Below are 26974 nucleotides of genomic sequence, written 5' to 3'. Positions count from 1 at the left end.
CTAAAACCTAAATAAGACTTACAACCATATAATACCAATTGTACTCATTAAGTAACCCTTTTCAGATGACCTAAATACCCAGTAATATCCTTGCTGTAAATCCCTGTAGCCTGCTATTACTCAATCAGCCGTATTGATATTAAACATTTATTCTCACTGGACTCTGTAATATTAATAAATACAAATGCTATTAATAAGAAGGGATAATTTCAGCCAAAAAAAACCTACGCAAGGTAGGCTTTTTATTTATTTTAGAAAGGGGGTTATTTTGCTAATTCAAACTCACAACCTAATGGTTCTTCCACTCCAGTCGGTTCAATATTTGACACATCTAACTCGGGTAGTTTTCTCATGATTTCTCTACCGCTCAGATCTGGTTTTTCAATTTCGGTAATTTTACCGTACCTCAGCTCAAGCACCCTATCAGCACTAGCAATAGTTTCAGGCCGATGTGCAATAATGATACGGGTAACCGCTAAATCTTTTACCGCATAGTTAACCGATGCTTCTAACGTAGTATCTAAATTACTTGTCGCCTCATCCATAAAGAGTATCTTCGGTTTTCTATATAATGCTCTGGCTAAGAATAAACGTTGAATTTGCCCACCAGAAAGCGCCGCCCCCATATCACCAACCAAGGTATTATAGCCCATGGTCATTTGCATAATATCTTTATCTATTGCTGCGGTTTTAGCGGCCCATTCAACTTGTGCCATATCTAGCTCGGGATCAAAAAAACTAATATTGTCAGCAATAGAGCCCGATAACAGTTGGTCGTCTTGCATTACCGCCGCTATTTGACTTCTATACTGGCTTAAACCTAATTGTTTAATGTCAATATTATCCACTTCAACCTTGCCCGATTCTGGCTCAAACAAACCTAACATTATTTTTGCTAAGGTTGTTTTACCGCAGCCCGATGGCCCAACAATGGCAACAGATTCCCCTGGTTTAATGGTCAAGTTTAAATTAGAAAAAATAGGTGCCTCCCGCTCGTTATATCTATAAGTGACATTTTTAAGTTCTATACCACCTGACAATACTTTGCTGGTTGATTGGCTGTGTAAATTCGCTTCTTTTTTCGTTAACGAGATATCGGCTAAACGATTAAAGTGCAAACTTAGCATTTTAAATTCAATGACTTTTTCAATAAGACTTGCCATTTTTTCAGTAAATTGACGTTTATAGGCCATAAAAGCAAATAACATCCCCACACTTAAATCACCCTCCATAACTAATAAAGCGGCAAAGTATATAACCAGGACATTCTCGATACCAAATATCAATTTGTTAACGGCTTCGTAGCCGATATTTAAATGGCCAACCCTAATACCAGAATTCAAACTATCCGCATATTTATTATGCCAAACACTTTGCCTTTGTACTTCACGACCAAATAACTTTATTGTTTGTATACCTCGTACCGTTTCCATAAAGTTAGATTGCTCTTTGGCTTGGTTGACAATAACTTCCTCAGACATTTGCCTTAATGGGCGGTACATGGCAATACGGAAAATAGCATAAATAACAATAGAAATTAGCACAATCACACTTAATTTAGGACTGTATAAAAAAATCATTATTAACGTAGTAATTGCCATCAAACCATCAACAACGGCTTCAATGACACCTTTGGTTAATAGCTCTTTTACTTGTTGTAACGAACCAAACCTTGATACTACATCACCAATATGTCGTTTCTCAAAATATTGTAAAGGTAAGCGAACTAGGTGATGAAATAGATTTGCTGCTAATTGAATACTCATTAAATTACCAAAATGTAATAATAATGTGCTCCGAACCGCGCCAGTAATCATCTCAATAAGCATCAATATGCCAAAGCCTATGCCCAAAACGGCTAAGAGGTTCTGATCATGGCTTAAAATAACTTCATCAATGACAAGCTGCATATAATAGGGACTTGCAATCGCAAATACTTGCAACAACAGTGATAATATAAAAACTTTAGCCAAGGTTGATTTCAAGCCAGTTATAACACCCCAGAAGTCTGACAAGCGCATATTGACGCGATTATCTTCCGATACAAATTCTTTAGTTGGAGAAAGTTCTAAGGCAACACCCGTAAAGTGTTTCGAAAACTCCTCCATGGTATAACGTCGTTCACCAAGTGCTGGATCATGTATTTCAATACTCTTTTTTGTTACTTTTTTTAAAACAACAAAGTGATTCATATCCCAATGTAATATACAGGGTGTTTTCAGTTGAGGGAGGTGCTCGAGCTCTAATCTTAATGCTCTTGAGCTTAAATTCAACTTATCAGCGATGCTCATTATATCTTCTAAATTTGCCCCTTTTAGAGAGATAGCATGTGATTGTCTTAATTGGGTTAAATCGGTTTTGTGACCATGAAATCCGCTAACCATTGCCAAACAAGCTAAACCACACTCTGCAGCTTCAGTTTGCAAAATCATAGGCAAGCGTTTTAATCCGCTAAATTTCAGTAAATTTTTTGGGTTTTCCATTTAAACGCCTCCTTTAATGCTATATATAGGTTCAAATAACCATTCAAATAATGTTCGTCGATCAACCATGATATCGGCTTCTAAAAGCATACCGGATTGAAGCGGGACTTGGGTTCCATAAGCTTTTGCACCTTGCTCATCTAACTTCACCACGACCTGATATACAGGTTCTTGGAAAATTACAGGTAATATTGTTTCATTCGGTAAAATAACGGATTGTGATACCTCTACGATTTCGCCTAAATAAATACCAAAGCGTTGATAAGGAAAAGCTTGATATCTAATACGCGTTTTTTGACCTGTTCGTACAAAGCCGTAGGCTCTCGTTGGAACAAATAAAACGGCCTCTAACGTAGCGCCTTCGGGTAAAATGGTCATTAAAGGCCTATTGACTTGTGTCATCATGCCTGGTTTTAACAGAAGATTGGTGATCTTACCGGCTCTATTACTACGCACATCTAAACTTCTTTGTGCATCAGTTTGTGAAATTTGCTGACTCAAACCTGCTAGTTTAGATTTAAGCTGGCCTATTGTTTCTTCATATTGTAGTGGCAATTGTAGCGCTTGGAATGTTAATTGACTTAACTGTTCAATTTGCGTCAACACTTGCGCCTGAGTATCTTCAATTTGCTGTTTCATGGCTAAATGTCGATCTTGTTGTTCTTGATATTCACGTTCAGAAACATAACCTTTCTTAATTAAAGAAAATGTGTCATCTAATTTACTTTTACTCAAGGCTAGACGCTCTTTTAATAGCGACTTTTGATTTTGTGCTTGTAACAATTGCGCTTGTGTATTTTTAATTTGTGAAGACGACTTTGCTTTATTCACAACAAATAATTTTTCTTGTGTAGCTATATTTTTTACTATCAAACCCTTTTGTAATAACAGGTCATGAATAATGGACTCACTGACTTCTATCCCTGAACTCAGATGCTTATCCATTCGAATACGCGCTAATAACTGCCCTTTTTCAATTAACTGGCCTTCTTTTACAAATATTTCATCAATACGGCCTGCAACTACAGGATAGACCTTACTCAGCCCCGTGGTTGGCCTTAGGTAACCGGATACTACTTCTTTTCGATGATACTCACCTAGTAACAGGTACGTAAAACCTACTAAAATAATCATTACAACCAAGGCGATAATGACATTAAATGACATATGTGTTGCTATAGTTACTTCACCATCTAGCTTTTGCCCTTGATGCGAAATAGCTTCTTTTCTAAATAAATCAGTCATAAATCACCTCAAGCCTGTTCGACAGAGAGACATGTTGTAGACTGTAACTTCCAGCTGTCATTTTCTTTAATCATGACATGAAGATTACCGCTAAAATTTCTTTTCACCTCGTCTCCTTTTTGCCCTTCAAAAAGTATACGGTCGCGGATTACCAGTAAATCATCGAGCTTTGAGACCAGCTCGATTGATTCAAGAGTAATATTAAAATCAAGTTGTTTTCGAATTGCTTCATATTGCTGCTTAATCCCACCTAAAAATGGTGAGTTTGTATGAAAATAGTCATTCAATTCGTCTAAGTTTCCCGTGCTTATTATTTTATAATAAGTCTTAAAATATTCATTTATTGTCATAGTTTTTCCTAAAAAATATACACTAAATTACCAACCGATTGAATGTTTGTATTCCTACACCTCACCTTATTCCTGTTTAAAGGAAATATGCATATTTCGAATGCTACCGTTATTAATCAACTCTAATAAAAGTGTTTCTTTCGTAACTATTGAAAAGAAATATGTTGTCATATCCTTAGTCTTACGCTGGTTATTAATTTTAATATCCAGCGCCATGGTACCGACTTTCATACAGCAATAAGTTACTCCGTTTAAAAAAGGTTTTACATCTAAAAGTCCATTTTTCACAGATAGAATTCCCTTTAATTGACTCTCTTGTATTTCAACAATAAAGTCACCTAAATTTATCAGTGAATCTAGTTTAATCAATTCACCATATTGCTTAATAATGCCATTAGACATTGAAATAACATCCGTGGTACCAGTATCATTTTTAATCGACAATAGGACACTATTATGGGTTACATTATCTCCTTTTTTATGAGGCACTAAAATTATTACACCTGACTGTCTTGCAATAATTACCGTTGATGCAGGTTCAGCTAAGCGAATATCGACTTCCTTTGAAGTCAAATAAAATGGGATAAGTACCATAAAAAACAAAGAATAGCGCATATGAACTCGTATCTATTTAGGAGTTGTTCGAGTAGAGGCTGTAGGTCCAACAATGATGGTATTTGCATTTGATGCTCCCGAGACCTTTGAAGTGATATTACTCGGGATAACTCTTGAATCTAAAGATAAGTTTTTTAGTTTTTTCTTGTTTAATTTTAATTTGATCATGATGATTTTTCCTATTTATTTTCGTAATGATGTGTAAGTAATTACAGATACTTTCAAAGCTAAGTGAAGTAAGTTTAATCGTATCCATTGCATAAAATCACACCTTGTTGTTGACCCCTCAACAATAACAAATTTAGTTTTATTTGATACTTATGATTCGTTATAGATTACCCAAAAAAAAACAACTAACCCGTTGATGAACAAAACAAATAAATAGAGCATCACATTTCATAAGGTTTGGTCAATAGTTGTTTTACCCTCAAATAAATTAAGTATTCACTTACCACAATATATTGATATGTTACTAAATGTATAATATTATCATTTAACTTTGATATCCTCATGAATTCAGCTCTGGCATTGACATCGACCAATTAAGGTATGATATCTAAAAGTGCATGGTTTATATTTCACTCTAAAGTAGTAGTAAAAATGTTAAATGAAACGGAAGTTAGCTTTTTAAAAAAAATAGAAGCTGTAAAATTTGGCTATTGGACCCTATTACCTAAAGAGCAAATAATTGATGACGGGACAACAAAGCGAAGTCTTGAGCCACTAGTTTTTAATATACTTTTGTACTTTATTTTAAACAATGAGCGCATCATAACTCGCCAAGAATTAGTTGATAATGTTTGGAAGCAAAATTATGTTGACGATAATGCAATTAATAGAGCTATGTCAGAGTTACGCAAAGCATTAAAATCGGATAAACAAATAGGCCACGTTGTTAAAACGCATTATAGAACTGGTTATAGTTTTATATTACCTATTGAGTTAATTTACTATCAACCAAAGCCTACCGTTCAACTAGAATCTGCTCCGAAGAAAAATGTAGTTCATGAAACAATTGAAGTAGGCTTTATCTCTAAATATTTAGCCCCTAACACAAAGAAACCTAGTTACTTTCTATTATTCTTTATCATGTTAATCGTGTTAATTGCGGGTTCATATAATTTCCTAGCCTCTGCCCCCATAAATCCAGTGCCTGCTCATTCATCAGAGGTTCCAGCACTAGAATTTTATGAAGAAATTCTTTCCTGGGAAAAAGGGGCAATAGATGCTCCTAAAATGTCTAAAGATAATAAATATCTTGCCTATAGTTTTAAAGCGTCAAATAGCAATTATTTTGCACTACACATTAAGGATATGAATACATTAAAGGTGTATAAAATTATAACGATTACAGATCTGATTTTTCCTATAGCATGGTCAGAAAAACAGTCTCTTGTATATCAAATTATACAACCCAATAACGGGGAAAAGTGTGAAATATGGCTAGTGAATTTATCTGAAAGTATAAGTCATGCTGCGCACAAGAAATTATTTGACTGTAACGCTGATGAAATAATTAGTGCCGATTTATCAGATATCGATAATAGATTAATTTATACAAAATACAAATATCGTGGTATTGCTGACTTGTCCGCTATTGTTAGCAGAGATCTATCTACAGGAAAAGAATTTCAGATCAGCTCTCCAAATAGTGAGGAGCGTGGTGATTATTTCGTAACGTTATCTGATAGCATGGATAAGGTTGCCTTCTTAAGAGAGCAACCTTCGGGGACTGATATATTTATTGCAAATAAAGATGGGAGTAAAAAAAATAAAATTTATAACGTTGATTACAAAATCAGCTACCTTACTTGGAGTGCATCTGATTCGAAACTTTTATGGTTCAATCAAAAGAATAGTACTTTAGTAGAGTTTAATTTAAAAAACCTACAAGTAAAAGCTCAACAAGTGAAGTCTGAATACCCTTTAGGAAGACGGTTTAGAATAGATATATTGAGTGAAGACCGCTTTATTTTAGCGACTGAAAATCAAGATTTCAATATAGATAAAGTTAGTACAAATGTGTTAACTGAACACTTCAATAGTAATGAGTTCGAGGACTTTATAGCGCCTTTTAATTTATCCTCCGCTAGTATTTTTATCTTAGGTAACGTCAAAAAATCCCTCTGGCTTTATAAGAATGGTATTAGAAAAAAACTATTGGATATAAAAATCAGTAACATAACAAGTTTAGCTGTATCACCTGATGATAGTAAATTACTTTTAACAACAGCAAAAGAACTCTTTATTTATAGTATTAACGAGTTTAAATTAGAACGAAAAATTAATTTAGCTGGCACAATAAAAGATGCTTCCTGGCCCTTAAATGACAATATCCTACTGACCTATGCACAAGTTATAAAAACCTATGCTTGGTTTTATAATTTACAAACAGAAAAATTGATCAAATTAACAAACGTACAAACAGACTCATCTTTATTAATAGAAAAAAGCACCCTTCTTTTTTTCAATGCTAAATTTCAACTGATTCGGAAAAATTTAGATACGGGTGATTCTAAGATGTTATTACAGCTAGAAAATATATCTGAAATTGTATGGACTGCAGATAAAGATTACATTTACTACATTAAAAATCGATATACAGATTATATCCATAAAAGACCAACCATCAATATTGGCAAAGAGGAGTTATTGCCTATTTCAAGAGATAAGGTTGTAGTAGGACTAACGCTTAGCAATAGCTCAACCACCTCAATTCTATATATAATGTACGTAAAGTTTAAAGATAACTATCTGCTAGATATGAAGCTTAAAGAGTAACTCTTTTATTCTTCTCTCATTTTCAGTGAAAAGTAATAACGCCTTAAAAAATCATACATGATTAGCTCATGTTCCCGTCCATAGGCTTTAAACATTCGGTTAATATGCATATGAAGCACGGAACTAACTAAAGAACTGATGCTTAAACTTTGCAACTCTCCTTTACGGCTAATCGATTCATTGAGCTTTTTAATTACTGGATATACGTCTCGCTGCCAATCTTTAAGTAACTCTAGTAATCCTAATGTTTCTTCATCAAAGCTTTCTATCTGTTGAGTACTGTTTACTGAACTCTTATTTATTTCCCCTGCAACCCATGCTATTGAAAAGTCCGATTTAAGTGTTCTTTCAATTAACTTATATTTAAGCCCTAACTGTTTGCGTAGTACGCCTGATTCATTAAATTCTTTTCCAAAGCCGTTTCGTAGTTCCGTAATTAAGCTTAACTTTAGCTCTCCCGTAAAACCAAAACTGTTAAGTAAGGTATCCATCATTAAGAGTGTAATACGCCAACGAATATCTTCGCTACCGTACCTATTTTGAAATATAATTGATTGAATGACTAAATTGCTATCAGCAGCGAATAATTCTTCAACTAGGTCAATAGTATCTGGTCCTCCGTACCGTTCGATCTCTCTATCATAAGTAAACAGTTCAAACTTATGAAGTTCTCCACTAGCGATCAAAGGTTCGAACAGTTTATTTAGGTTTGGTAATAAATAACTACATAAATCCTCTGCCTTACCATAAAACCGAATCCTCAAGTGCCAATCAGGATCACTATAACGAATAAAAAACCACTTTTTAAATAACTTAGAGTTATCCTCAACGAACGGTATAATTTTTTCTGCCAATAAAGCATCTAAAGTGGCATGCCCAGAGTAAATCTTTAAACTAAGCCACTCGGATCCAGGAGAAAAACGGCGTTTAACATTTTTTGTAGTAATATCATTTTTATATACATTAACGATACCTTCTTGAACTTTCGCGCCATAGTTTAGATAAGGTATGATTAACTCATTAGCATAACTCTCATTTTCGCTGGACTTAACGGGTGTTGAATATTGACAAACGAGTGACTCTTTTAGCTCTACCAGTAATTGACCCTTTGTCTCTTGTAACAAAATATCTAACATCATAGGGTTATTTAAATTCAAATGTAATACATTATCACCTGTAGCCAGTGATATATAATCATCTAATTGATATTTTAATTTTAGCGCAATTAATGCTGAAGTATTAAATTTCCCATTCGCTGTAATTTGTGCAAGGTCCTCTCTGGGTAATCTCCAAGTTTTTTCTGATAAAATCAAATTATCTAACATAATGCGAGGTACAAAACTTGCCTGTTCCTGGCTGGCTGGCATACTAAACGAAGGAGGTATTCCTTCTTGATATTGTAATAAACTTAAAAACTTATAAGCACTTAAACTATTTAAATGTGTATTATGAGCACTGGATAGTCTAGGTATAACTCGCTTACCTAAGCGTTTAGACCACAGCTTGACTTGTTCACCTTCAACACAAACATATAAGTCACTTAAAGATAGTTGGTACTCACTTGTCAAACAACTATCAGCTAAAAACACTATTTCATATTTCCGTAAATGCGGTCGGGCAATAACATTGCCAAGTCGCCCTTCTGGCATGTGGACAATTTCCGCAAAAATCACATCTTGACTATGATCAGATTCCTTGGCGAGGTGATCAATTACACTATTATTTAATGAATCATCCAAATGACAGAACCGGCCTAGTAAATTTGCTGCAGAAGGCCCGTAACAACCATTAAACTTTATTAGCAATTCCTCTTTCATGTTGTCTTTTTCTGATTTCATTTCATATAAAGAAATTACGGCCGCAAAAGATACCGGTAGATCATTTTTAACCGAAGACTGCTTGAGATGTTTTTTCAATGATTTTGAACTAAGATTAATAACTGAACTTGATCTATTTTCAGGTAAAGTAATAGCCTGTGTAATTACACAATCTAATACAGAAGGAGGGTTAATAGTAACACTATCTACGTTATTGGTAATTAATTCTAAGCCTGCAATTAATGGTGCTTCGTAGCCTGTTTCATTTGAAAAACTAATACCAGATTCTTCGTCCAACAAGCTCATCATCGGAACAAGCTGGCCTTCAAAACGATGATTAAACTTTCGGATGAAATCATTAAAATAGCTTGGTTTACTATGACCTAAAGCATTGAGTAACATTAATTTATTTAATAAACTTGAAACTTGGCTTTCAGCCAAATCACATTGACTAAATGACCTATAAACGTCGGTTTGAAATAGTTTATTTTCTTGAATTTGAACAGGTACTTTAGATAAGTGAGATATTATTTTTTTATAACTGTCTGGTTCATTTTGCCTATTGTGATCAAGTTGTTCTAATTGATACACTGCTGTTTCTAAATTATCTACTACGTCGACTTCACCTAATTTTATTAAAGACTGAATTAAGGCTTTATGCGGAGAAATCCCTGTGATTGGCATACTTACGCTTGCTATTAGCCCTCTTTCATCAATCAAGTCCTGTAAGTATTCAACCACATCGTCTTTCTGTGCTTGCGAATACTCCAACATAAAAAGATTAACTAGCTCATAAAAACTTTTACCATCACGAGATTTTTGAAGCAGAAAAGAAGAATACTTGTCTATTTCAATAGCACTTAATCTGTAGTGCTGTGATTTATTTGACTGGTAAGCTTCTATATAACGACATTGTTTGCCAACATAATAATGAGTCTGATTTGGATGATATTTAAGCAATGGTGAGCGGACATTGCTTTGTGTAAAGAACTCTTTAATAGCCGTCAAATAAAAAATATCTAAACGTGTTTTCCGACTGTCCTGTGATGGGTCATTGCTTTTTAAATTTGTTTCAAGTGTAATATTTCCCTTGTGTATACCAGAAAACAGTCCAAAGGGGGTTGGTCTTGCAGACATCCGAATAATATATTTAACTATAGCCTGGTGGAATTTAGCTTCTGATTTTTTATCGACTTTCTTATTTTGTTTTTTATTAGCCTTTGATTGAACAATTCTTTCATGTAAAGAGGGGCTAGCTAAGTATACCGCTTCAATGAATTCAGGCTGCGTAAGCCAATATTCTACTGATGCTTTAGTCTCAGTTAAGTTAGTACCTAAAGATAATAATTTATTGACTGGTAGTCTTGGAGTTCTAATAACAAAAAAATCTTGATGCTTTATATTTTTTTTTAACATTGTGTCCCTACAAAAAGCTACTTACATAAAAGCTAATAATGACACATATATCTACATAATATAATCTAACGAATAAGATTGATAAAAGGGATCAACTAATCTTGGTCATGAGTTTATTATTAACCTAGTATCTTCACTCTCTGACTCATTCGATGTTAACCCACATCATAGCCAACTACTTTTCACCACTTAACGAGGCGTTGAGGCTGTAGAATAACTAATTCAGCCAAAAACAGCTAAATTTTTGTGCCCTGTATCGTACTGTAGACAATTAGCTCGATATAGGTAATGCATTTAGCACGTGGTCTTACGGATTATTAAGCAAGCAACTTTTGGCAAATTGACACCGTTGCTCGTTTCTTTAAGTGCTGATGTTCACAAAAATCCGTAAATGCTTGCGCCCTACCCACTGCGCCATGGAAACATTGTCTAAACTGGGTGGTTAATACTAACCAGTTTTGGGTACTAATGCCTAAGCGGCTTAATATTTCAGGTTGGACTTTGTCTATATAACCGCGTTTATCGGCTCGAATACAACGGCCGGTTAAATCAAGCAATTGGATATAGTCATTTAATGCAAACGGTAAACCTGTAGGCATGTTCTTTCTTGGGTTACCGATAAATGGCAGTAGTTGTGGGGCTTGTTCCCCCTTAATCGCCGCTTTTATTCGTCGTTGAATACTAGTGTACTTGGATGTTTCTGGGGTTTTACTCCCTTAGCTCTAATGGGATTTAAATCGACATAAGCCATACAGGCTATTAACGCGGCTTCATCAAGCAAGGCTTGAGATTTAAAACGCCCTTCCCAAAACCTGCCGGTACACTTATCTTCTCGATTGGCTTGTTTAGCGATAGTTTCATTTAAAATACGCATAAACCAACTGATATCCATCAATCGCTGACGATAAACCTTGGTAGTTTGTTCGACAACCTGTTGTAAGGTGTCAATGAGTGGCTCACCCCGTAAATATTGTTGCGTTAGCAAGGTTCCTTTAAATAACTGATGCCAACGGCTTATCACTTCATGCATTGACCATGACTTAGCTTGCTGCTCATCAATAAATAATACCAAATGGGTGTGATTACTCCCTCTCACCTAAACAGGGCATACGCACAAACATCAATCGAAAACACGTCACTTAATGCCTGTAATTTATCGGCGACCCAAGCACTTCTATGCTCATAACTTTGTCCGGTGAGTTTATCTTCACCACAAAGATACGCCCGGCGAACACAACGAGAAACACAATGATAATAAGGTGTATCAACTAAGCTTATTTTCTGTTTTCTTGCCGTCGCCATAATAACTCTCAAAGATATTCATTGGTGGTTATTTGAGCACAATTGATGCTACTCATTATTTCCATTTAAGTGGGTGTCTGCTATATTTAGCTATATTTAAGCTATATCCCTAAAAATCAAGACCAAATAATTTATTATTGCAGCCGTACATTTCAATCATGCCTTCGAATCCAAAACCTAGTTTCTTTAATAAACCAGAGGACCTAAGATTATCGACTTTAGTAATAGCTATCACTCTATTTAATCCGAAGTCATGATTAGCACTTTTGAGAACAGCCACAGCAGACTCTTCGGCATAACCCATAGACCAATGCTGCTTTAGAAAGGCATAACCTAAATCGACATCTGCTAACGTTGCTCTTTTAATCAGACCGCACATTCCGATAGATTCTCCTGTTGCCTTTAATTCCACTAGATTCAAGCCGAAACCAAATTCCTTGTAACTTGTCATTGGACCATAGAGCAAATACTTCATTGCATCCTCGATAGTTCGTACTTCCTTATCTATTATATTGGCGATAAAAGAAGGTTCATTCAAAAGGAGAATTACAAACTCGCTATCTTCCTTCAAAAAATGTCTTATACGTAACCTGTTAGTTTCACAAACAATCATGATATACCTCGTTTAAACTTTATTGCGGTGTTCTGAAACAGCAAAATAAAATGGAACAAGTTCGATTATTGTCCTATACAATACATGAGGTAAAGTGATATAAACTAACGTAAAGATTAGATAAGCTAATAACATATTAATCAGACCATGAATAAATCTCCCCCTCTAAAGGCTATTCAGTATTTTTCAACCACGGCTCGTCATTTGAGCTTTAGTAAAGCTGCACAAGAACTTTGTGTCACGCAAAGTGCCGTCAGTCACCAAGTTAAATTATTAGAAGATTTTTTTAATAAGAAACTTTTAATACGTCAAGGCAAACGAATATCCCTAACTCAAGAAGGCGACACTTTAAATTCAGTGGTAAAAGACAGTTTGCAGCGGATAGAAACAGTCTGTAATCATATTCTTAAAGAGCCGGAAACGAATTTAAGAATAATAGCCCAGACCTCAATTGCCACCGAATGGCTTGCTCCAAGGATCTCATCGTTTAAGAAGTCTTTTCCCGATATCTCATGCTATCTAACCATGGAATCTATGGCTGCAAGTTTTGACCCGCAGGAGTTTGATATTGTTATAGGTACATGGCCAACACCCGATAATTTTGTATCCACTAAATTAAGGGATGAATATTGGTTTCCAGTATGCGCACCATCTCTTAGTTCTAAAATCAACTCTAATGAGAGTTCCTCTATTTTAACTTTACCTTTATATTCATCTGAAAATGGCGAAGATTGGCAACTATGGATGCAAAGGCAACAACTTAGACCTCCGGCAATCAACACTGTAGAGCATTTTGGCTTAGCCTTATTAGCCACTAAAGCAGCATTGAATGGACAAGGCATTGCATTAAGTAACCGCTTTTTGGCTGAAGATTTAATTAAACAAGGAAAGCTAGTAGCATTTCCTCAATGGCAATATCAACTGCCCTGGGGACAATATCATGTGCATTATCGTCAAGGCAGTCATATTGCTAATGCCGTACAATCCTTTGTTGAATGGTTGCAGTTACAAATCAGTAGTGATAGTAAAACTCAAGGTTAGACATAATCTAACAATAAAAGGTGTCCACTAAAACAGCGGGACTCCCGAATTCATGGGCGAATTCAATATGCAAGTGCACCAAAATATCAAGTTCATCTCCATTTTTGTTCATGGCACGCCATAGATAGTGAAGAACACCATTGAACTTGATAAATACTTCCTTCAAACACTAATCATTTGCGATCTGTCCATGGTTGTTCATGACAATTTTCAATATAATAAAACAAAATAACTAATAATCACCATCGAAAATAGGGTCAGAGGCCAGTAAATTAGTTTTGGTAATAATGAGTCATGACGGAAGAATTGGCTGTACCATCTATCATCCTTGTGATAAACAAAACTACTCACTACCATCAACATCATAATAACGTACATCACTAAATAAAAATATTCGATATACACTATGCCCTGAGAAGGAAATTTAGTACGTATGTTAACGTGGGATATCACGACCACAAAAAACAAAGCGGAAACTGAACCGATCACGGCCATTTGTGAGAATCCACTTATTGTTAATCTATCTCTGTCCTTAGTCAGGCTCAGCAAAATGGCAAACAGTAACACTGCCACTGTAAGCAGCGGGATCAGTTGAACGACAAAGGCATTAACGAATTTGCGTTTTAACACGACGTTAAAGTGTAACTCAGGTACAACACCAGAGGTTCTTTCCATAAAACCAAAATTAGTCTGGTAGGCATTCATCTTATAGTCGAAAAAAGTTTCGTTAATCTCCCAATTGCCAAGCAATATCTGATCATCAAGTCCAAAAGAAACTCCAGGACTTGTGGATGGATAACTGCTTAAGTCTGGTATCAATAAAGTTTTTCCAGAAAAATCGGTAGAAAGAATACGTAACCAAACCGTTTTATGGTCCAGCGGGTATTTAGAATAATCAAAAGGTTGTCTTACGGTCACTTCAAAATACCAACCGTAGGTAGTATTGCCATCATGTACTTCGGTATATCTTAACTCGGGCACTGTTGTTCCGTAGACTTCTTCTGGAAAGTACACACCGAGCTTGTCGATATTCTGAGTACTTGGGTAAGTCTGCCAGATAAAACCATTAATATACACATCATTGGCGGAGACAAAACTCAGAGATTGTAGATAAACCCCAGTGGGCACTTCCAGATAGGATTCCTGATGATAAAGATCCGCCTGCTTCAATTTTAAGAATAAATCGGCGCGCGCAGCCGACTCTGAAACTAACTGGTTTGTATTGGGCAGATAGTCACCGTCCACCTTAAGCCACATCAAACCAATCAAAAGGACTAGAAATAGAGAGATAATGGTCATAGTAGACCAATACCCGCGATATCTTGACGGATTCACGTTAGTCTTAAGCACTTTATTATTCTGATTTTCCATGTTCAGTTCTCATTTATATTGAAGGGCTGGATAGATTGTAGGGCATGGTCAACTTATCAAATTAGAATGATAAAAGCTAATTTTCAACAAGTTACGCTGAATTTCAGACAGCACGCACCCTTGCCTACTCAGTAAATGATTGTTCACGTAACGTCCTGTGATTATTGGTTTTCAATGAACAACACCATGACAAGAGAAAAACAGCTGAGCCTTGAAACTTGAACCGCCTCATTGGTTTTTCTTGCTGCCATGTCGGTTGATGGGATAGTTCGCATCGATTAATTTCAGACTACTGAGTGGACTGTTCGATGCTAGGCATCAGTTCTCACTTTGCTGCCCTTTTATTTCGGCGCATCTGTACAGGATATCAATTTCATCGCCATCTTGATCCACGGCACGCCATAGATAGTGATAAGGACTTCATCGAGAAAGCAAAGTGTTACCGAGTTGTCCTCTACTTTTCATACTCAGATTATCTCATAAATTTGGCCTTGCTCGATAACGTAACAGTACCTATAAAGCCTATATCGTCGGACAAGTGCTATCAGCTGAAATAGGTGCTGATGAAACTTCTTCATCCTCTGCGGATATAACTAAAGTATAACCTTTAGGGTTGGCTGGTAATATGGGTACAGCGCTATTTTTAGCCTTACAAAAGGTTTGTAAAACCAAGCTATCACCGGCTTTAGCGGTAAATATTGCCTGGCTATTTTCTAACTTAGCGCAAACAAGGTGGTGGCCTATTTTAATTTTGTCTTGCTTACCAACCCAAGTGAAATTTTGCGTACTTTCGGTAAAAACCAGCCCAAGTTCAGGGTCTATTTTACTATCAAGTAACGAGCTGGTTAAACATTCAGCTCTTAATGATATTGAACCATAGTCTACATCTGCATTTAAAAAGGGAATATGATAAACCTGTGCTGTATATTGCAAAACAATAGCGCGACTTACGCCAGAGGCGTCTACATATTGACCTTGCCCTTTAAATGTTTGATTTGAACAAGCTGCCGTTAAGAAAATTAACCCTGCAACCACGATATATTTTATCCTTGATGTGTTTTTCATTATTATCCCCTTCTTAACATTTGAGCAATACCACCCAGTACAAACGCATCGTCCCAGTAAGCCATATGTGCGCTTATATGAGCCTTGCCGGTAATAACAGATCGCGGCATAACATCCCAACCTAGTGGGTAGGTTTTTTCATCAGCGAAACGCTTCTTAAAAGACTGTTCGCTCCATGGCAGGCCAGCAACACTACCCGATACTACCGGATCGGTTGGGTCCCAATAATTTTGCCATGGAAATAATTGCGTGTTGTCGTCGTCAACTTCTTCTCCTTCGGGGATTAAGCTAGCCATTTTACTGAAGTCGCGTTCAAACAGATCAAGCGATATTGGCGAACCAAGTGTTACTAACCCTTGTATTGGCCAAGTGTTTTTGCGGTTATAAAGGAATAAGTCACGATCTTTCATAATTTGATTAACGGCATCAAACGCATAAATAGTGCCTAGGCTATGAGCAACAATAAACAGTGGCTCTCCTTTTTCAAAGCTAGCCATTATTTTAGCGCGTAATTTACCAATAATTTCATCGTAAACACTGCCTTCTCTTAAGGCAATTAATACATCTCCCGCTAAGTCGATTGCCACTGATGCTACCATGCCGGTAATTGGGTTACCTGACAGCGCAGAGACTATTCGTTTATAAATGGCTTGTGCTTGGTCATTTATATCTTCATAGGTAAAGATGTCGGTGCTGTAATCTATACCGACTAAAAACTTACTTAAACTAGCGTTAAGATCTACGTTTTGCGTTTGGTCAGCATCAGTGCCTGTTTGGACACCATGTACTACTAATATTTTTTTAGTTAAATTTAAATCTACGCTCATTACTTAGTTCCTGCTAATTTTAACGGCCAAATTTAGGGTTATTACTACACGGTTAATTATAACGTTTTCATGTATTCGATAATCGCCATAGCGCCGTTTTTATCGTTAGACCAATCTAACTGATAAGTTTTGCCATCAAGCGTTATATCTTGATCATGCCCAGCATTAGTAAATTGCTTTAATACTAGTAGTATCAAATAAATAGCCATCACTAACAGAATTAAGACCTTGTTGTGTATTCTGCTGTGCCTTGGTTTGAGAGGGGGTAATTTGCCAGCTAAAACCTAGTAACTCTTGGTCATGATCTAAACGGCTTTTAGTAAAACTGCCAGGACGCTCATTGGGCATTAATAAGTGGTACATGGTAGGAGCAGGCATAAGCCTTTAAATCGTCTGTATCCTGTATGTTTACGTTGGTTAAACGAAGTAAATACCTTAGCGTGGTCAATGCTACTGGTCAATGTTTAGTTAAACCGAGGTAGATTCAAGTCACTCATTCAACAGCTTATTGAATAGCATGTGGGCGCGAAGGGACAGGGGGGTGGCAAAGTTAACGTTAGGCAACCTCAGCTTATAAATTTAAGTAGCAACCTACCACATAACCCTGTGTATTCTATGTGCTCTCAGAGCCCCTGTGTGATCAATGATGATCATAACTATAAGCAGTAAGGTCATTGGGTGGCATAGGGATAATCATGGGCGTATGGATCACCTGTGGATCCTGAGTAAGACCTAAGATTACTTACTTGTTGTAGCAGTATTTTATCATTAGTAATACGTAGGTATTCCCCGTGTTACGTATGAAGCCTACCTGCTAGATATAGTCTTAAGAGTTACCTAGGTTATTCTGATGTTTACCTTGCAGCACCTTACTCGTATTCAAGTGATATGGTGGTGTCTTGAGGTGTTATAATTGGGTAGCTGTCTGGTTACTTTACACTTTTATGTTTGATGAGTTTGTTAATATTACTAACAGAGTACGTACTAAGCCACCATTGCTGTCGTTCGCGTAATTGTATTAGCATGACTTCAAAGTTCGCATTGAAGACATTGAATGTGTAGTTTTTGCCATCTATGTTCTAATGATTCATACAGTTAATGTTAATGAATCCTCATAGTAATAGCCCATTTCTTGTCAATTCGAGCCTACAGTCGAATTGACAAACATTCATAATTTTCATGTTTTACACCTTCACTTAGCTAAAAATTAACTATTATTCAAATAATATTCTTTATTCAAATGGATTTTAAACCAATCAATGAACAATAACCCTTGGCGAAGTACATCTGTTAGATGCGCATTAGAAGGTCGCTCTTTTATTGATGCAAAACGTATTCATATTCATTCTAAACAAGAGGCCTTGGAATATTTGTCATGCTATGGCTTTGACCTTAATGACCCAATGGACGTTAAAGAATTAGAAGAACTTAGAATAGAAGCACTTGAACTCATTCAAGATGAATTATTGCAAGAGAATGAATTTATTCCTCAGGCTATAATGGATGTAAAAGATATTTCTTGGTATTTACTTAATGCCTCAGGGGATGGTGATAAAACACTAATGCCTTGGAGTGCAGCGTTATTACGTGTAATTCATACATTGACTCATAGCTATTCTCACCTTAATGATATCTATCATGACGCTATTCGCGAACAAATTTTTAGTCGATTTGAAAATCATATTGTTCGCCAGAAAGATGCCTGTTTTTTCGGTAAAATAAAATTGGTTGATGTTAAATTAAGAGCAGTAAAATCAAGACGTTCTGTTGCAATGAAATTATTGCATAAAACTGAAAATGTTGCAGCCGATATTTTTGACTGGATAGGTATCCGCTTTATCACAAAATATCGTTCAGATGTACTGGATGTTTTCGCTTATTTACGGGAAAAGCATATTATCACTTATGCAAATGTAAAACCCTCCCGTTCTCGAAATACCTTGATTGATCTTAATTGGGTAAATCAGTGTTTTGATCGTAAAATGTCTATTGATGAAATTCGCAAAGAAATGCAGTCTATGGAATATCCTTCTTTTAATAAGGCTCCAGTACAAAATCAATTCAGTGAAGCTTCATATCATTCCATTCAAATAACTTGTCGCCAACGAATTAAAATAAAGCAACCCGATGGTAAAAAGTTTTGTTTTTATTTTCCTTTCGAAATACAAATGATGGATCATTATAGTTTTATCAAAACTAGAGAAGGTTTAGCTTCTCATAGTGAATATAAAAAAAGACAGCGGGAAGCTGTTCGAAACCGAGTCTTACCTTTTTTGTAAAAAAGCTAATCCAAAGTGTTTTGTTACAGTTCACACCTTATGTCCGTAAAGTGGCAAAAGCTAGCGACCAGAAACGAAATTCGACTGGCAGCTTCACGCCCTGAAGGGACGTAGATGATGTTATAGCTCTATAGCTGTATTTACTCAGTGTTACCATGAAAAAAGTCATAAACCAATTTCGGTAACGTCTGCTTTCCCTTAATTTTTAAAGTTACCTATCGACCTAGTTAGGTCAACTAACTCGCATATAGCTGACCTAAAAAAACGTTCATAATTTCAAATCTTAACTTCCGGTCTGCGCACTTTTTTGACGTTAGCTGTTGGTGAGGGAAAACCTACCAGTGTTCATTTTTCTAAAGTCACTAGCCACAAAGCCGACCTAATACACCTATTAAAATCATCCGACATAACGACAACTTTGATACGAAACCGGACGTTAGCTTTGGCTTACCTAACGACAAGTGATCCGACAAAGCGGACGTTAAGGTTTAGTGAACATTAATGACCTATGCTTGCTAAGAAGACCAACAGACTAGATTGCAAAGGCTAAATTTTCTACTCAAAAGCCCTTAGAGTACTTTTATGAATTGAAATCTGTCAGTGAAATCTGGGAAGTCCAGTCACTGTAAATTTAAGGTCTTAGATGTCAGAGGTAGCTATAAAGTTAACCGAAAAGTAGACCTAAAAATGACAACATAAATCAGTTTTATTAACGTAAGTTTTGATTATACTTAAAAGTTACATTAGCTATTTGTATATCTGAAAAGGCGCAAAGCGTATGTAAACTCGCTAATATTCCTTAACCACTACAGATACAGGGAAGCCAAATAAGGAAGTGTAATATCCAACAGATAATGATTGCTTTACTATCGAATCCTAAAATCATAAAACATTGGAACTCGAAAATGACTAAAATAAATCAGATAAAAATGGCAAATATAGTATTTACAGCGGGTAAAGATATGTACCACTTTGCATCTATGCATAATCAGCATTCAGACGAAGCGATCATACAGGCGTATATGAAAGACATCAAGGCAATTAATCCTCAAATGCCTATGAGCGAAGTTGCGATAAGAGCGGGGGTTGAAATTGAAACTAGCCATTCTATTGCTTCAGGAAATGGTAGGGCAACAAGAGTTCGTTCTAAATTAAATAAAGTTGTACCCCAAGTTGTACCCTCAACTGTAATGGAGTTTTGATCATGCCAGATTGTTCTAGTGCACCGCTCACATCAGATGTTGCTTTAAGAAATGCTATTTTTAGTGAATTAAAAACAGACGTGCAGATAAATAGACTTCGTAATAAGTTGATATCTATTTTGGGAACCCAAGTAGCTGAAACGTATAAAGCAACAGAGAATGAACGCAGTTTACTTATGCTTATATTTATAGCATCGAATCAATTTAAAAACTGGATACAATACATAGAAAAAAAAGATACTTTAAACCCACACTCTTTAGGAAACTATGAACCTTATAAAGGGATTCTTAAAGAGGAGGAAATCAGGGTTGTTACGGTATTAAATTTTTGGAAAAAAACTACTTCCTTTATTCAAGGAGACACTAGTTCCTTATTCGTACTTGAAGATAATTGCATTTCATTAGAACTTTGTGCTTATGGAATTAGTTTGATGGAAATTGAGAGTTTTCTCATTGATTGTGTTAATAAACATCAACAAAAGTATAATGACTTTTCTAACCAAACCACCATTATGAACGCGGGTATAACAACCGCGATTAAATATGCGGAAACTTATATCGATAAAGTTTTCACAACGGATAACTTTGATCCTTATACAGTAGATAGTGTATTTGAAACAGTATTAAAAACAAGCTTATTAAATAGAGCAAAAGCGCAATGTGGGGGAAAAATCGAAACAGCAAAACAGAATAGTAAATTAGATTGGCTAAATTGGCCTGAGATTAATGGTCTAATAGATCTATGTGACGAAAGTAAAACCTCAAGAAGGTTTGAGGTGCTTGAAAAAAAATACGATTTAAGTTCATCAGATAAAAAACATATTCAACATCTACTGAAAAATATTTTAATCTCACGATTCTCTATGCAAGGGGAACAACTAGAAAGAAATCTTAACTGTAAGTATCAGTTAAGTATTATTGGTTATCTTGTGCTTAGTGATAGAAAACGGCAGGAAAAACTAAAAGTTAATCATTATGGTGAAAATAACCCTAATAAACCTCTCCAGATTGACAACAATCATATAACTTATACAGAAGACATCTTCAACTTTTATGGTGATAGGTACGCTGCAATTGATAGTTTAACTGATCTACAGAGGACTGACGTCAATACTGCGACAGATGCTTTAAAGGCTTATTTTGAAACTCGTATACAGAAAAATGATTTACTTATTAAATTACACGACAAGCTTGAAATATTTAGCTGTAACGTATTTAAGTAGATACCTCATGAAAAAACAGGGAGAAATAATGAAAAGTGAAAAAGCATCTGAATTGGATATTGCAGACCTCCTTCAGAGCGACACTTTATTTTCAAAAATTGATGACATAAAAAATCTCTATTCAAATAATACGGTCACCGAAATAAATAATATTCAAGAAAACCCATTCTGCTATCAAGGGTTATATAAAATTGTTAAAAACATAAAGTGTGATTCATTACATGTCATCATAAATTCGCCAGCTGATTCGCTTACCTGTGGTGAGTACGAAGCTGTAAATGACATTATGTATAAATATTTGGTATTAACAGGTCGAGCCGACAGTGTAATTTATTCTATTGTCGATTCTGTTTTTCCATCAATATCGATTGTCCAGCTAGACCGTAATGAGATAATTTGTACAGAACAAAATAGTCAGTCTAAATTTTTCATCCCCAAAATAACCTTTATCAAAGATGATGATAGTATTAATCAATTAATGACTGCATTATCGAGTCAACCTCAAGAAATTTACAACCTCTCTTGGGTTCAAAAAATGTTAGGTTGGGGTTATAATCGTTCTTTAACTGTTATTGGTCAATTGATAGAAATAAAGTTGTTAGAACAAATAGACTCAGTATGTGGTGAAGTCCATTTCGCTAAAATTTAGAGGATGACATAGTTAATTTCACCTCCTGTATTTTAGTCGTGTGGTTTAATGTCCACAGATAAATCACTGTAAAAACAGGTGTTTATGTTTTATGTTTGAGCTAGCTTATCGGTCAGCTCACTAATTCAATAAAAGCCTCTACAGTAATGCAGGGGCTTTATTGTGTGAGCAGTGAGCTTTACTCGTAAGGGATGAAAAATAGGTCAACGATATGGTCTTATCAGGGGGCTAATTTGTTTCACTAACGGCAGTTGTTCAGACTGAAGGGGCAAACCCACACTCAAAGCTAACGGCCGCTTTAGGCTCTGAGTTGCCTTTAGTAACTCAAAAGCTAATGTCAGCTTTTGGCTATCAGTTGACCTAACGAACAACCGATAGCTAACTTCCCCTAAGCGCACCAAGAAGTCATTACCAATTGCCAAAAATAGTAATAAATAACTATGGCACGCCATCATGATATGAGTAGGGGAATAACTAGATCGGTAGCATTACACTAAATTTAAAACAAAAAAAATCCCGTTCAATCGAGAACGGGGCTTTATAATAATGGTACCGCAAGACGGACTTGAACTGTCACTTCTTTAGAAATCGGATGTTTAATCAGACGTGCATTTAAAAAACATTCATTGTAAATTAAGTCCGGTAAAGCACTTTAATTACATGCCAACCAAATTTAGTTTTAACGAGATGAGGCTCTAATATTGCGCCCTTAAATGCTATTTTATCAAACTGAGGTACCATTTGACCTCGTTTAAACTCACCTAAATCACCGCCCTTTTTACCAGAAGGACATGACGAATATTTTTTAGCTAACGTTTGAAACTTAGCTCCTTTACCTAACTGCTCAATAATATCTTCTGCAATTTCTTTGTGCTTGACCAATATGTGAAGTGCGTACGCTGTAGCTGCCATGTAAAAACCTTTTAACTTTATCTTTTGGACATAAAAAAGCCCCGACTCTTTCGAATCAGGGCTTTCTATATATGGTACCGCAAGACGGACTTGAACCGTCACTTCTTTCGAAACCGGATTTTGAATCCGGCGTGTCTACCAATTCCACCACTGCGGCAAAGGACTGTAGCAATTTTTGCAATTTGCAAAGAAGTCATTTTTCACTTTGAAAACTGATTTCTTTGTAAACTATTTTCTTCTAACTATCTTACTAAACAATGACTAATTACTGTCAGTATTCTTTGCAAATCTTTGCAAGGCTCAATAAGTAGTATTTCATCAGTAATTCAATACCTTACGTGTAGACACGTTCACTTTTGAATCCCCCATGTATACCAATTTCATCACGCTGGCATTTCTTTTCTATAACTTCAAAATTGATGCTTGCAAGCAAAGGATTTTGAATTCCCTCCGTATCTACCCATTCTATAACTCCGGTGACACAGTAACTTTAACATTACGGCTAAAGAGGCTGGCATTATACGAAAATGAGTTCAGTAAGCAACTAGTTTTCTCAGCATTATCACTGACTGTTGTTTATTTATGCTATTTAGACATTTACTTAGAGCAACAGCTCAGCAATTCATGAGGTTGGGCCCTAACATGAAAGTAATTGCACAATTTGTCTGGCATAACATCAATGCTGATGTTACTAGCCATTGTCCGGCCATAACTAGTCAGGAACAGTAAGTTTAAAGTCTTTTATGACTTCTTCTCGACCATTGACCTGAATGGCAATTTTATGAGCACCCGAATAATACTTGCGTGTAGTGATGGCTTTAATGGTGTGTTGTTTAGTTAAGCTAATGCTCTCTTTGCTATTTAGTGTGACTTCTTTCAATTTAAATACTTTGGCTGATAATTTACCATTCGCTTTCATATGGTAAATAACAAAATCAATGGCCAGTTTTTGCGTACTGTTTGAGCTTGAAGTTAACTGCACACTAAAAGATAAAACATCACCCAGTGTTAGCTCTGTATTTATTAGAGAAAACTTTTCTAGAATAACGTTAGGAAACTCAGTAAAGCCAAGCAATGGAAATACCTCGGGGTTGCCTGATTTAATTAAGCTGCGACAAGCGTGTTTAATTACCCATTGGGTCTTAGTGGAGGCGTCTTGTTGCCAACGTTTGCACATATCAATAACAATATCAGGGTTATCTTTGGCAATGTCGTTTAAGTGGTTGGCGACCGATCGGCGCACATATTCACTGTCATCATCTTTTAATTGCTCTAATAACCATAAATTGGGGCTGGGATCCTGACAAAAACGCTGTAACCTTATACCCCAAGGTAAACGAGGTCGTGTTCCTTCAGAGGTTAAGCGCCTAACATGGTAATCATCATCTGTTACCCACTGGCGTAAATATTTAGCCGATAAATCAGGGTACTTTTCAATCAGCGGCCTTATGGCAAATTCAGCCGAAAATAAGCTGGTTAGATAATGTAAACAGTCAAATGCCAGCTCGGGAAAGTCTAGGCCATATTTGGCGACAAAGTCGGTTACTGGCCAAGCGGCAAATGAACGTAGGGCATCATCAGGGTCGCCGTGATCCCAATGGGGTTTAAGTTGAGTTAAAATTTTATGGCAGGCGATAAAGTCTTGCGGCAAGTGCTTGGCTAATACAGCAATAAAATGGTTTACCCGCTGCTTTAATTCTAGGGCAGCTAAGCCCGAGTCAATTTGCGCTATAAATTGCTCCACATTAAATTCAGGATAAACCTGATTTATTGCCTGAGCAATTCGCTGTGCCGAGGCGGTATTTAAGCCGTCTTTCATTAACCTTTGTGCCGCCATGGTCCTCTAATACTCTTTTATATTTTATGTGCCTTGAAAAAAATATCCACTGCGCTATGCACTTGTTGTCTTATTTCATCATCGGTGATTACTGTGTTTGGTAACAATAAGGCCTGGGTATGTAATGGCCCTTTGGTCATTTCTATCAACATTTGCGCAGAAAAATGACAATCCTCTATGGTTAATACTTGCTGCTCAGTTAACCAGTACAAGTAATCGGCTAAAGGTAAAATCCCTGTTATCCGCCCTCTTTGATTAATGACCTCACCCAACTCTGGAAATTTAACCACCTGTTGTACCACTAAGCGAAATAGCGACATCATTGTTGGTGATAACATGCCTTGGGCAAAGCGAAAACACACATCATTAAGCGCAGCTTTGGCTGACAATTCACGGTGAATATCGCTTAATGTATGGGCTTGTTTGTATACTTGCCTATTAACAACCGCGAGTAATAATCCTTGCTTATTACCAAATTCATTATAAATAGAACGACGCGAACCTCCGGTTTCATTGATGATCATTTCTAGAGAGGTTTCATCAAAACCGTGTTGGAAAAACAACTGCTCAGCCGCGTCCCGTATTAACAGGCCTCGAGCACTTAAAGTTTCATTTTCTTCGCTAACAGGTTTTGCCATTATTTTTACCGTAAACATTAAATAGGGTTGACATTGGTACTACATAGTACCAAACTATTTCGGTACTGAGCAGTACCATTTGTAAGTATGCTGGCATTCTTATGCTAACCTACTGGGTTACAACAATACTTTTGATAATACTTTGAACAATATACTTTTGCCTATAATTCTATCAAGCCAAAAGTGAATGAAGGAACAACCATGCGCACCATATCGCTACTTTTTATCGCCCTATTTCTCCTAGGGTGTAATGAACAAACTAAGCAAATTGAAACGGCCATTCGCCCCATTAAATGGACACAAGTAAGTCTTTCCACACTTGAACAAATACGGGTATTATCCGGTATTGTTGCTCCCGTTGAAGCCACTAAACTTAGCTTTGAAGTTAGCGGTAAAATTGAGCAAATTAACGTTAACTTGGGTGCACATGTTAGTAAAGATCAACCATTAGCATATTTACATAAACGTAGTTTTAACCTAGAGCTGCAATCCGCTACGGCAAAATACCAACAGTCAAAAGTGAGCTTAGCCGATGCTAAAAATACTTATGCTCGTTATCAAACCTTACTAAAACAGGGCGTTGTTTCACAATCAGGTTTTGATAATGCTAAAGCAAGTTATGATGCCAATAATAGTGCCGTTGCTGTTGCACAGGCACAATTAGATATTGCCAATAAAAATCTGCAAGACAGCATTTTACGTGCTCCCTATGATGGCATTATTACGCGACGATTATTTGAGCCGTCTCAGCAGATTACCTCCGGCCAATCGGTCTTTGAAATTGAAGGTAAACATGGCCTAGAAATTCAGGTTATGGTGCCCGAAACCTTAATTCAGGAATTAACCCAAAACGCCATTTTACCGATAAAATTCCCGGTATTGCCCAATATAAAAATGAAGGGTCGTATCACCGAAATAGGTACTAGAGCAGAGTCAGCCAACGCCTTTCCAGTCACCGTTGTATTACAAGGTGATAACCCATTATTACGCGCTGGCATGACCGCTGAAGTAGAGTTTATTTTTGAGGGTATCGGCAGAACAGGACATAAAGGGCCTTCTATCAAGATACCACTTACCGCCATTAGCGCCGGACTAGAGCAAAAGACTTTTGTCTTTGTCTATAACGCCGAGGAAAAAGTAGTTCATCGCAGAGAAATAATAATAGAAAACATCTTAAACAACCAAGTGTATATATCTGCTGGGTTACAGTCGGGCGACATAATCGCCACAGCCGGAGTTGCCTTCCTTAGAGATGGCCAACAAGTTAGCTTGCTAGACGCTAAAACTAAGCGATTTAACTAAGCCGAG

General features: G+C 36.3%; 21 protein-coding genes, 1 tRNA gene and 2 pseudogenes. 8 read left to right on the top strand and 16 right to left on the bottom strand.

Annotated features, from left to right (window positions below):
* Positions 1 to 263: 263 nt before the first annotated feature.
* The 4 genes from ASU03_RS02545 to ASU03_RS02530 all read right to left on the bottom strand — a co-directional run bounded on the left by ASU03_RS02545 (position 264) and on the right by ASU03_RS02530 (position 4693).
* Positions 264 to 2483, bottom strand: a complete 2220-nt coding sequence (locus ASU03_RS02545) for a peptidase domain-containing ABC transporter (RefSeq protein WP_057830328.1) — start codon at positions 2481 to 2483, stop codon at positions 264 to 266.
* Positions 2484 to 3728 (bottom strand): HlyD family secretion protein, encoded by a 1245-nt coding sequence (locus ASU03_RS02540; protein ID WP_057830327.1) that lies wholly within the window; start codon positions 3726 to 3728, stop codon positions 2484 to 2486. It lies immediately after the preceding gene.
* Between the two features lie 8 nt (positions 3729 to 3736).
* Positions 3737 to 4078 (bottom strand): hypothetical protein, encoded by a 342-nt coding sequence (locus ASU03_RS02535; RefSeq protein WP_057830326.1) that lies wholly within the window; start codon positions 4076 to 4078, stop codon positions 3737 to 3739.
* Positions 4079 to 4144: 66 nt separating this feature from the next.
* Complete coding sequence (locus ASU03_RS02530) at positions 4145 to 4693, bottom strand: hypothetical protein (protein ID WP_157465794.1); 549 nt, start codon at positions 4691 to 4693, stop codon at positions 4145 to 4147.
* Positions 4694 to 4745: 52 nt separating this feature from the next.
* On the opposite strand from ASU03_RS02530, the gene ASU03_RS20560 reads away from it, so the two are divergent.
* Together ASU03_RS20560 and ASU03_RS02525 are read left to right on the top strand one after the other, a co-directional pair.
* Complete coding sequence (locus tag ASU03_RS20560; RefSeq protein WP_157465793.1) at positions 4746 to 4898, top strand: hypothetical protein; 153 nt, start codon at positions 4746 to 4748, stop codon at positions 4896 to 4898.
* A gap of 395 nt (positions 4899 to 5293) precedes the next feature.
* A complete protein-coding gene (locus ASU03_RS02525) occupies positions 5294 to 7474 on the top strand; it encodes a winged helix-turn-helix domain-containing protein (protein ID WP_057830324.1) in 2181 nt (726 codons plus the stop codon).
* A gap of 5 nt (positions 7475 to 7479) precedes the next feature.
* On the opposite strand, the gene ASU03_RS02520 is transcribed toward ASU03_RS02525, so the two are convergent.
* The 3 genes and pseudogenes from ASU03_RS02520 to ASU03_RS02510 form a co-directional block, all read right to left on the bottom strand.
* The gene (locus ASU03_RS02520; RefSeq protein WP_057830323.1) at positions 7480 to 10707 is read right to left on the bottom strand and encodes a lantibiotic dehydratase; all 3228 of its coding nucleotides are present in this window, start codon (positions 10705 to 10707) and stop codon (positions 7480 to 7482) included.
* A gap of 317 nt (positions 10708 to 11024) precedes the next feature.
* Positions 11025 to 12009, bottom strand: a pseudogene (locus ASU03_RS21355) (transposase).
* Between the two features lie 109 nt (positions 12010 to 12118).
* Entirely contained in the window at positions 12119 to 12622 is a 504-nt protein-coding gene (locus tag ASU03_RS02510; protein WP_057830322.1) for a GNAT family N-acetyltransferase, read from the bottom strand.
* 147 nt (positions 12623 to 12769) lie between these two features.
* On the opposite strand from ASU03_RS02510, the gene ASU03_RS02505 reads away from it, so the two are divergent.
* A complete protein-coding gene (locus ASU03_RS02505; protein WP_057830321.1) occupies positions 12770 to 13663 on the top strand; it encodes a LysR substrate-binding domain-containing protein in 894 nt (297 codons plus the stop codon).
* 76 nt (positions 13664 to 13739) lie between these two features.
* On the opposite strand, the pseudogene ASU03_RS22035 reads toward ASU03_RS02505, so the two are convergent.
* The 5 genes and pseudogenes from ASU03_RS22035 to ASU03_RS02485 form a co-directional block, all read right to left on the bottom strand.
* Positions 13740 to 13829, bottom strand: a pseudogene (locus ASU03_RS22035) (DDE-type integrase/transposase/recombinase); the annotation flags it as partial.
* Between the two features lie 44 nt (positions 13830 to 13873).
* On the bottom strand, positions 13874 to 14962 hold the full coding sequence (locus tag ASU03_RS02500; protein ID WP_197411174.1) for a hypothetical protein: 1089 nt from the start codon (positions 14960 to 14962) through the stop codon (positions 13874 to 13876).
* 594 nt (positions 14963 to 15556) lie between these two features.
* On the bottom strand, positions 15557 to 16099 hold the full coding sequence (locus ASU03_RS02495; RefSeq protein WP_057830319.1) for a hypothetical protein: 543 nt from the start codon (positions 16097 to 16099) through the stop codon (positions 15557 to 15559).
* A gap of 2 nt (positions 16100 to 16101) precedes the next feature.
* The gene (locus ASU03_RS02490; RefSeq protein WP_057830318.1) at positions 16102 to 16926 is read right to left on the bottom strand and encodes a hypothetical protein; all 825 of its coding nucleotides are present in this window, start codon (positions 16924 to 16926) and stop codon (positions 16102 to 16104) included.
* A gap of 165 nt (positions 16927 to 17091) precedes the next feature.
* A complete protein-coding gene (locus tag ASU03_RS02485) occupies positions 17092 to 17304 on the bottom strand; it encodes a hypothetical protein (protein ID WP_057830317.1) in 213 nt (70 codons plus the stop codon).
* A gap of 881 nt (positions 17305 to 18185) precedes the next feature.
* Between ASU03_RS02485 and ASU03_RS02480 the strand changes: the two genes are divergently transcribed.
* The 4 genes from ASU03_RS02480 to ASU03_RS02465 all read left to right on the top strand — a co-directional run bounded on the left by ASU03_RS02480 (position 18186) and on the right by ASU03_RS02465 (position 22279).
* Positions 18186 to 19205 (top strand): TIGR04552 family protein, encoded by a 1020-nt coding sequence (locus tag ASU03_RS02480; protein ID WP_057830316.1) that lies wholly within the window; start codon positions 18186 to 18188, stop codon positions 19203 to 19205.
* Between the two features lie 905 nt (positions 19206 to 20110).
* Complete coding sequence (locus tag ASU03_RS02475) at positions 20111 to 20407, top strand: hypothetical protein (RefSeq protein WP_157465792.1); 297 nt, start codon at positions 20111 to 20113, stop codon at positions 20405 to 20407.
* Between the two features lie 2 nt (positions 20408 to 20409).
* Positions 20410 to 21630 (top strand): hypothetical protein, encoded by a 1221-nt coding sequence (locus tag ASU03_RS02470; RefSeq protein ID WP_057830314.1) that lies wholly within the window; start codon positions 20410 to 20412, stop codon positions 21628 to 21630.
* A 28-nt stretch (positions 21631 to 21658) separates the two neighbouring features.
* Positions 21659 to 22279, top strand: coding sequence for a hypothetical protein (locus ASU03_RS02465; RefSeq protein WP_057830313.1), 621 nt, complete (start codon positions 21659 to 21661; stop codon positions 22277 to 22279).
* 633 nt (positions 22280 to 22912) lie between these two features.
* On the opposite strand, the gene ASU03_RS02460 is transcribed toward ASU03_RS02465, so the two are convergent.
* The 4 genes from ASU03_RS02460 to ASU03_RS02445 all read right to left on the bottom strand — a co-directional run bounded on the left by ASU03_RS02460 (position 22913) and on the right by ASU03_RS02445 (position 25666).
* Positions 22913 to 23191, bottom strand: coding sequence for a peptidylprolyl isomerase (locus tag ASU03_RS02460; protein WP_057830312.1), 279 nt, complete (start codon positions 23189 to 23191; stop codon positions 22913 to 22915).
* A gap of 72 nt (positions 23192 to 23263) precedes the next feature.
* Positions 23264 to 23348 (bottom strand) — tRNA-Leu (locus ASU03_RS02455).
* 555 nt (positions 23349 to 23903) lie between these two features.
* Positions 23904 to 25028, bottom strand: coding sequence for a DNA alkylation repair protein (locus ASU03_RS02450; protein WP_057830311.1), 1125 nt, complete (start codon positions 25026 to 25028; stop codon positions 23904 to 23906).
* Between the two features lie 17 nt (positions 25029 to 25045).
* Positions 25046 to 25666 (bottom strand): TetR/AcrR family transcriptional regulator, encoded by a 621-nt coding sequence (locus ASU03_RS02445; RefSeq protein WP_057830310.1) that lies wholly within the window; start codon positions 25664 to 25666, stop codon positions 25046 to 25048.
* 201 nt (positions 25667 to 25867) lie between these two features.
* Between ASU03_RS02445 and ASU03_RS02440 the strand changes: the two genes are divergently transcribed.
* Positions 25868 to 26968, top strand: coding sequence for an efflux RND transporter periplasmic adaptor subunit (locus tag ASU03_RS02440; RefSeq protein ID WP_057830309.1), 1101 nt, complete (start codon positions 25868 to 25870; stop codon positions 26966 to 26968).
* The last annotated feature ends 6 nt before the right edge of the window (positions 26969 to 26974 follow it).

The organism is Colwellia sp. TT2012 (assembly GCF_001440345.1).
In the GTDB taxonomy this organism is placed as follows: domain Bacteria; phylum Pseudomonadota; class Gammaproteobacteria; order Enterobacterales; family Alteromonadaceae; genus Colwellia.
The sequence above is the reverse complement of the archived record's forward strand: the minus strand, read 5'-3'. Positions and strand labels throughout refer to the sequence as shown.

Excerpts from the sequence above, each read along its gene's own strand:
- ASU03_RS02545 (WP_057830328.1), bottom strand. The coding sequence starts at position 2,483 with ATGGAAAACCCAAAAAATTTACTGAAATTTAGCGGATTAAAACGCTTG.
- ASU03_RS02540 (WP_057830327.1), bottom strand. The coding sequence starts at position 3,728 with ATGACTGATTTATTTAGAAAAGAAGCTATTTCGCATCAAGGGCAAAAG.
- ASU03_RS02535 (WP_057830326.1), bottom strand. The coding sequence starts at position 4,078 with ATGACAATAAATGAATATTTTAAGACTTATTATAAAATAATAAGCACG.
- ASU03_RS02530 (WP_157465794.1), bottom strand. The coding sequence starts at position 4,693 with ATGCGCTATTCTTTGTTTTTTATGGTACTTATCCCATTTTATTTGACT.
- ASU03_RS20560 (WP_157465793.1), top strand. The coding sequence starts at position 4,746 with ATGATGGTATTTGCATTTGATGCTCCCGAGACCTTTGAAGTGATATTA.
- ASU03_RS02525 (WP_057830324.1), top strand. The coding sequence starts at position 5,294 with ATGTTAAATGAAACGGAAGTTAGCTTTTTAAAAAAAATAGAAGCTGTA.
- ASU03_RS02520 (WP_057830323.1), bottom strand. The coding sequence starts at position 10,707 with ATGTTAAAAAAAAATATAAAGCATCAAGATTTTTTTGTTATTAGAACT.
- ASU03_RS02510 (WP_057830322.1), bottom strand. The coding sequence starts at position 12,622 with ATGATTGTTTGTGAAACTAACAGGTTACGTATAAGACATTTTTTGAAG.
- ASU03_RS02505 (WP_057830321.1), top strand. The coding sequence starts at position 12,770 with ATGAATAAATCTCCCCCTCTAAAGGCTATTCAGTATTTTTCAACCACG.
- ASU03_RS02500 (WP_197411174.1), bottom strand. The coding sequence starts at position 14,962 with ATGACCATTATCTCTCTATTTCTAGTCCTTTTGATTGGTTTGATGTGG.
- ASU03_RS02495 (WP_057830319.1), bottom strand. The coding sequence starts at position 16,099 with ATGAAAAACACATCAAGGATAAAATATATCGTGGTTGCAGGGTTAATT.
- ASU03_RS02490 (WP_057830318.1), bottom strand. The coding sequence starts at position 16,926 with ATGAGCGTAGATTTAAATTTAACTAAAAAAATATTAGTAGTACATGGT.
- ASU03_RS02485 (WP_057830317.1), bottom strand. The coding sequence starts at position 17,304 with ATGCCTGCTCCTACCATGTACCACTTATTAATGCCCAATGAGCGTCCT.
- ASU03_RS02480 (WP_057830316.1), top strand. The coding sequence starts at position 18,186 with ATGAACAATAACCCTTGGCGAAGTACATCTGTTAGATGCGCATTAGAA.
- ASU03_RS02475 (WP_157465792.1), top strand. The coding sequence starts at position 20,111 with ATGACTAAAATAAATCAGATAAAAATGGCAAATATAGTATTTACAGCG.
- ASU03_RS02470 (WP_057830314.1), top strand. The coding sequence starts at position 20,410 with ATGCCAGATTGTTCTAGTGCACCGCTCACATCAGATGTTGCTTTAAGA.
- ASU03_RS02465 (WP_057830313.1), top strand. The coding sequence starts at position 21,659 with ATGAAAAGTGAAAAAGCATCTGAATTGGATATTGCAGACCTCCTTCAG.
- ASU03_RS02460 (WP_057830312.1), bottom strand. The coding sequence starts at position 23,191 with ATGGCAGCTACAGCGTACGCACTTCACATATTGGTCAAGCACAAAGAA.
- ASU03_RS02450 (WP_057830311.1), bottom strand. The coding sequence starts at position 25,028 with ATGGCGGCACAAAGGTTAATGAAAGACGGCTTAAATACCGCCTCGGCA.
- ASU03_RS02445 (WP_057830310.1), bottom strand. The coding sequence starts at position 25,666 with ATGGCAAAACCTGTTAGCGAAGAAAATGAAACTTTAAGTGCTCGAGGC.
- ASU03_RS02440 (WP_057830309.1), top strand. The coding sequence starts at position 25,868 with ATGCGCACCATATCGCTACTTTTTATCGCCCTATTTCTCCTAGGGTGT.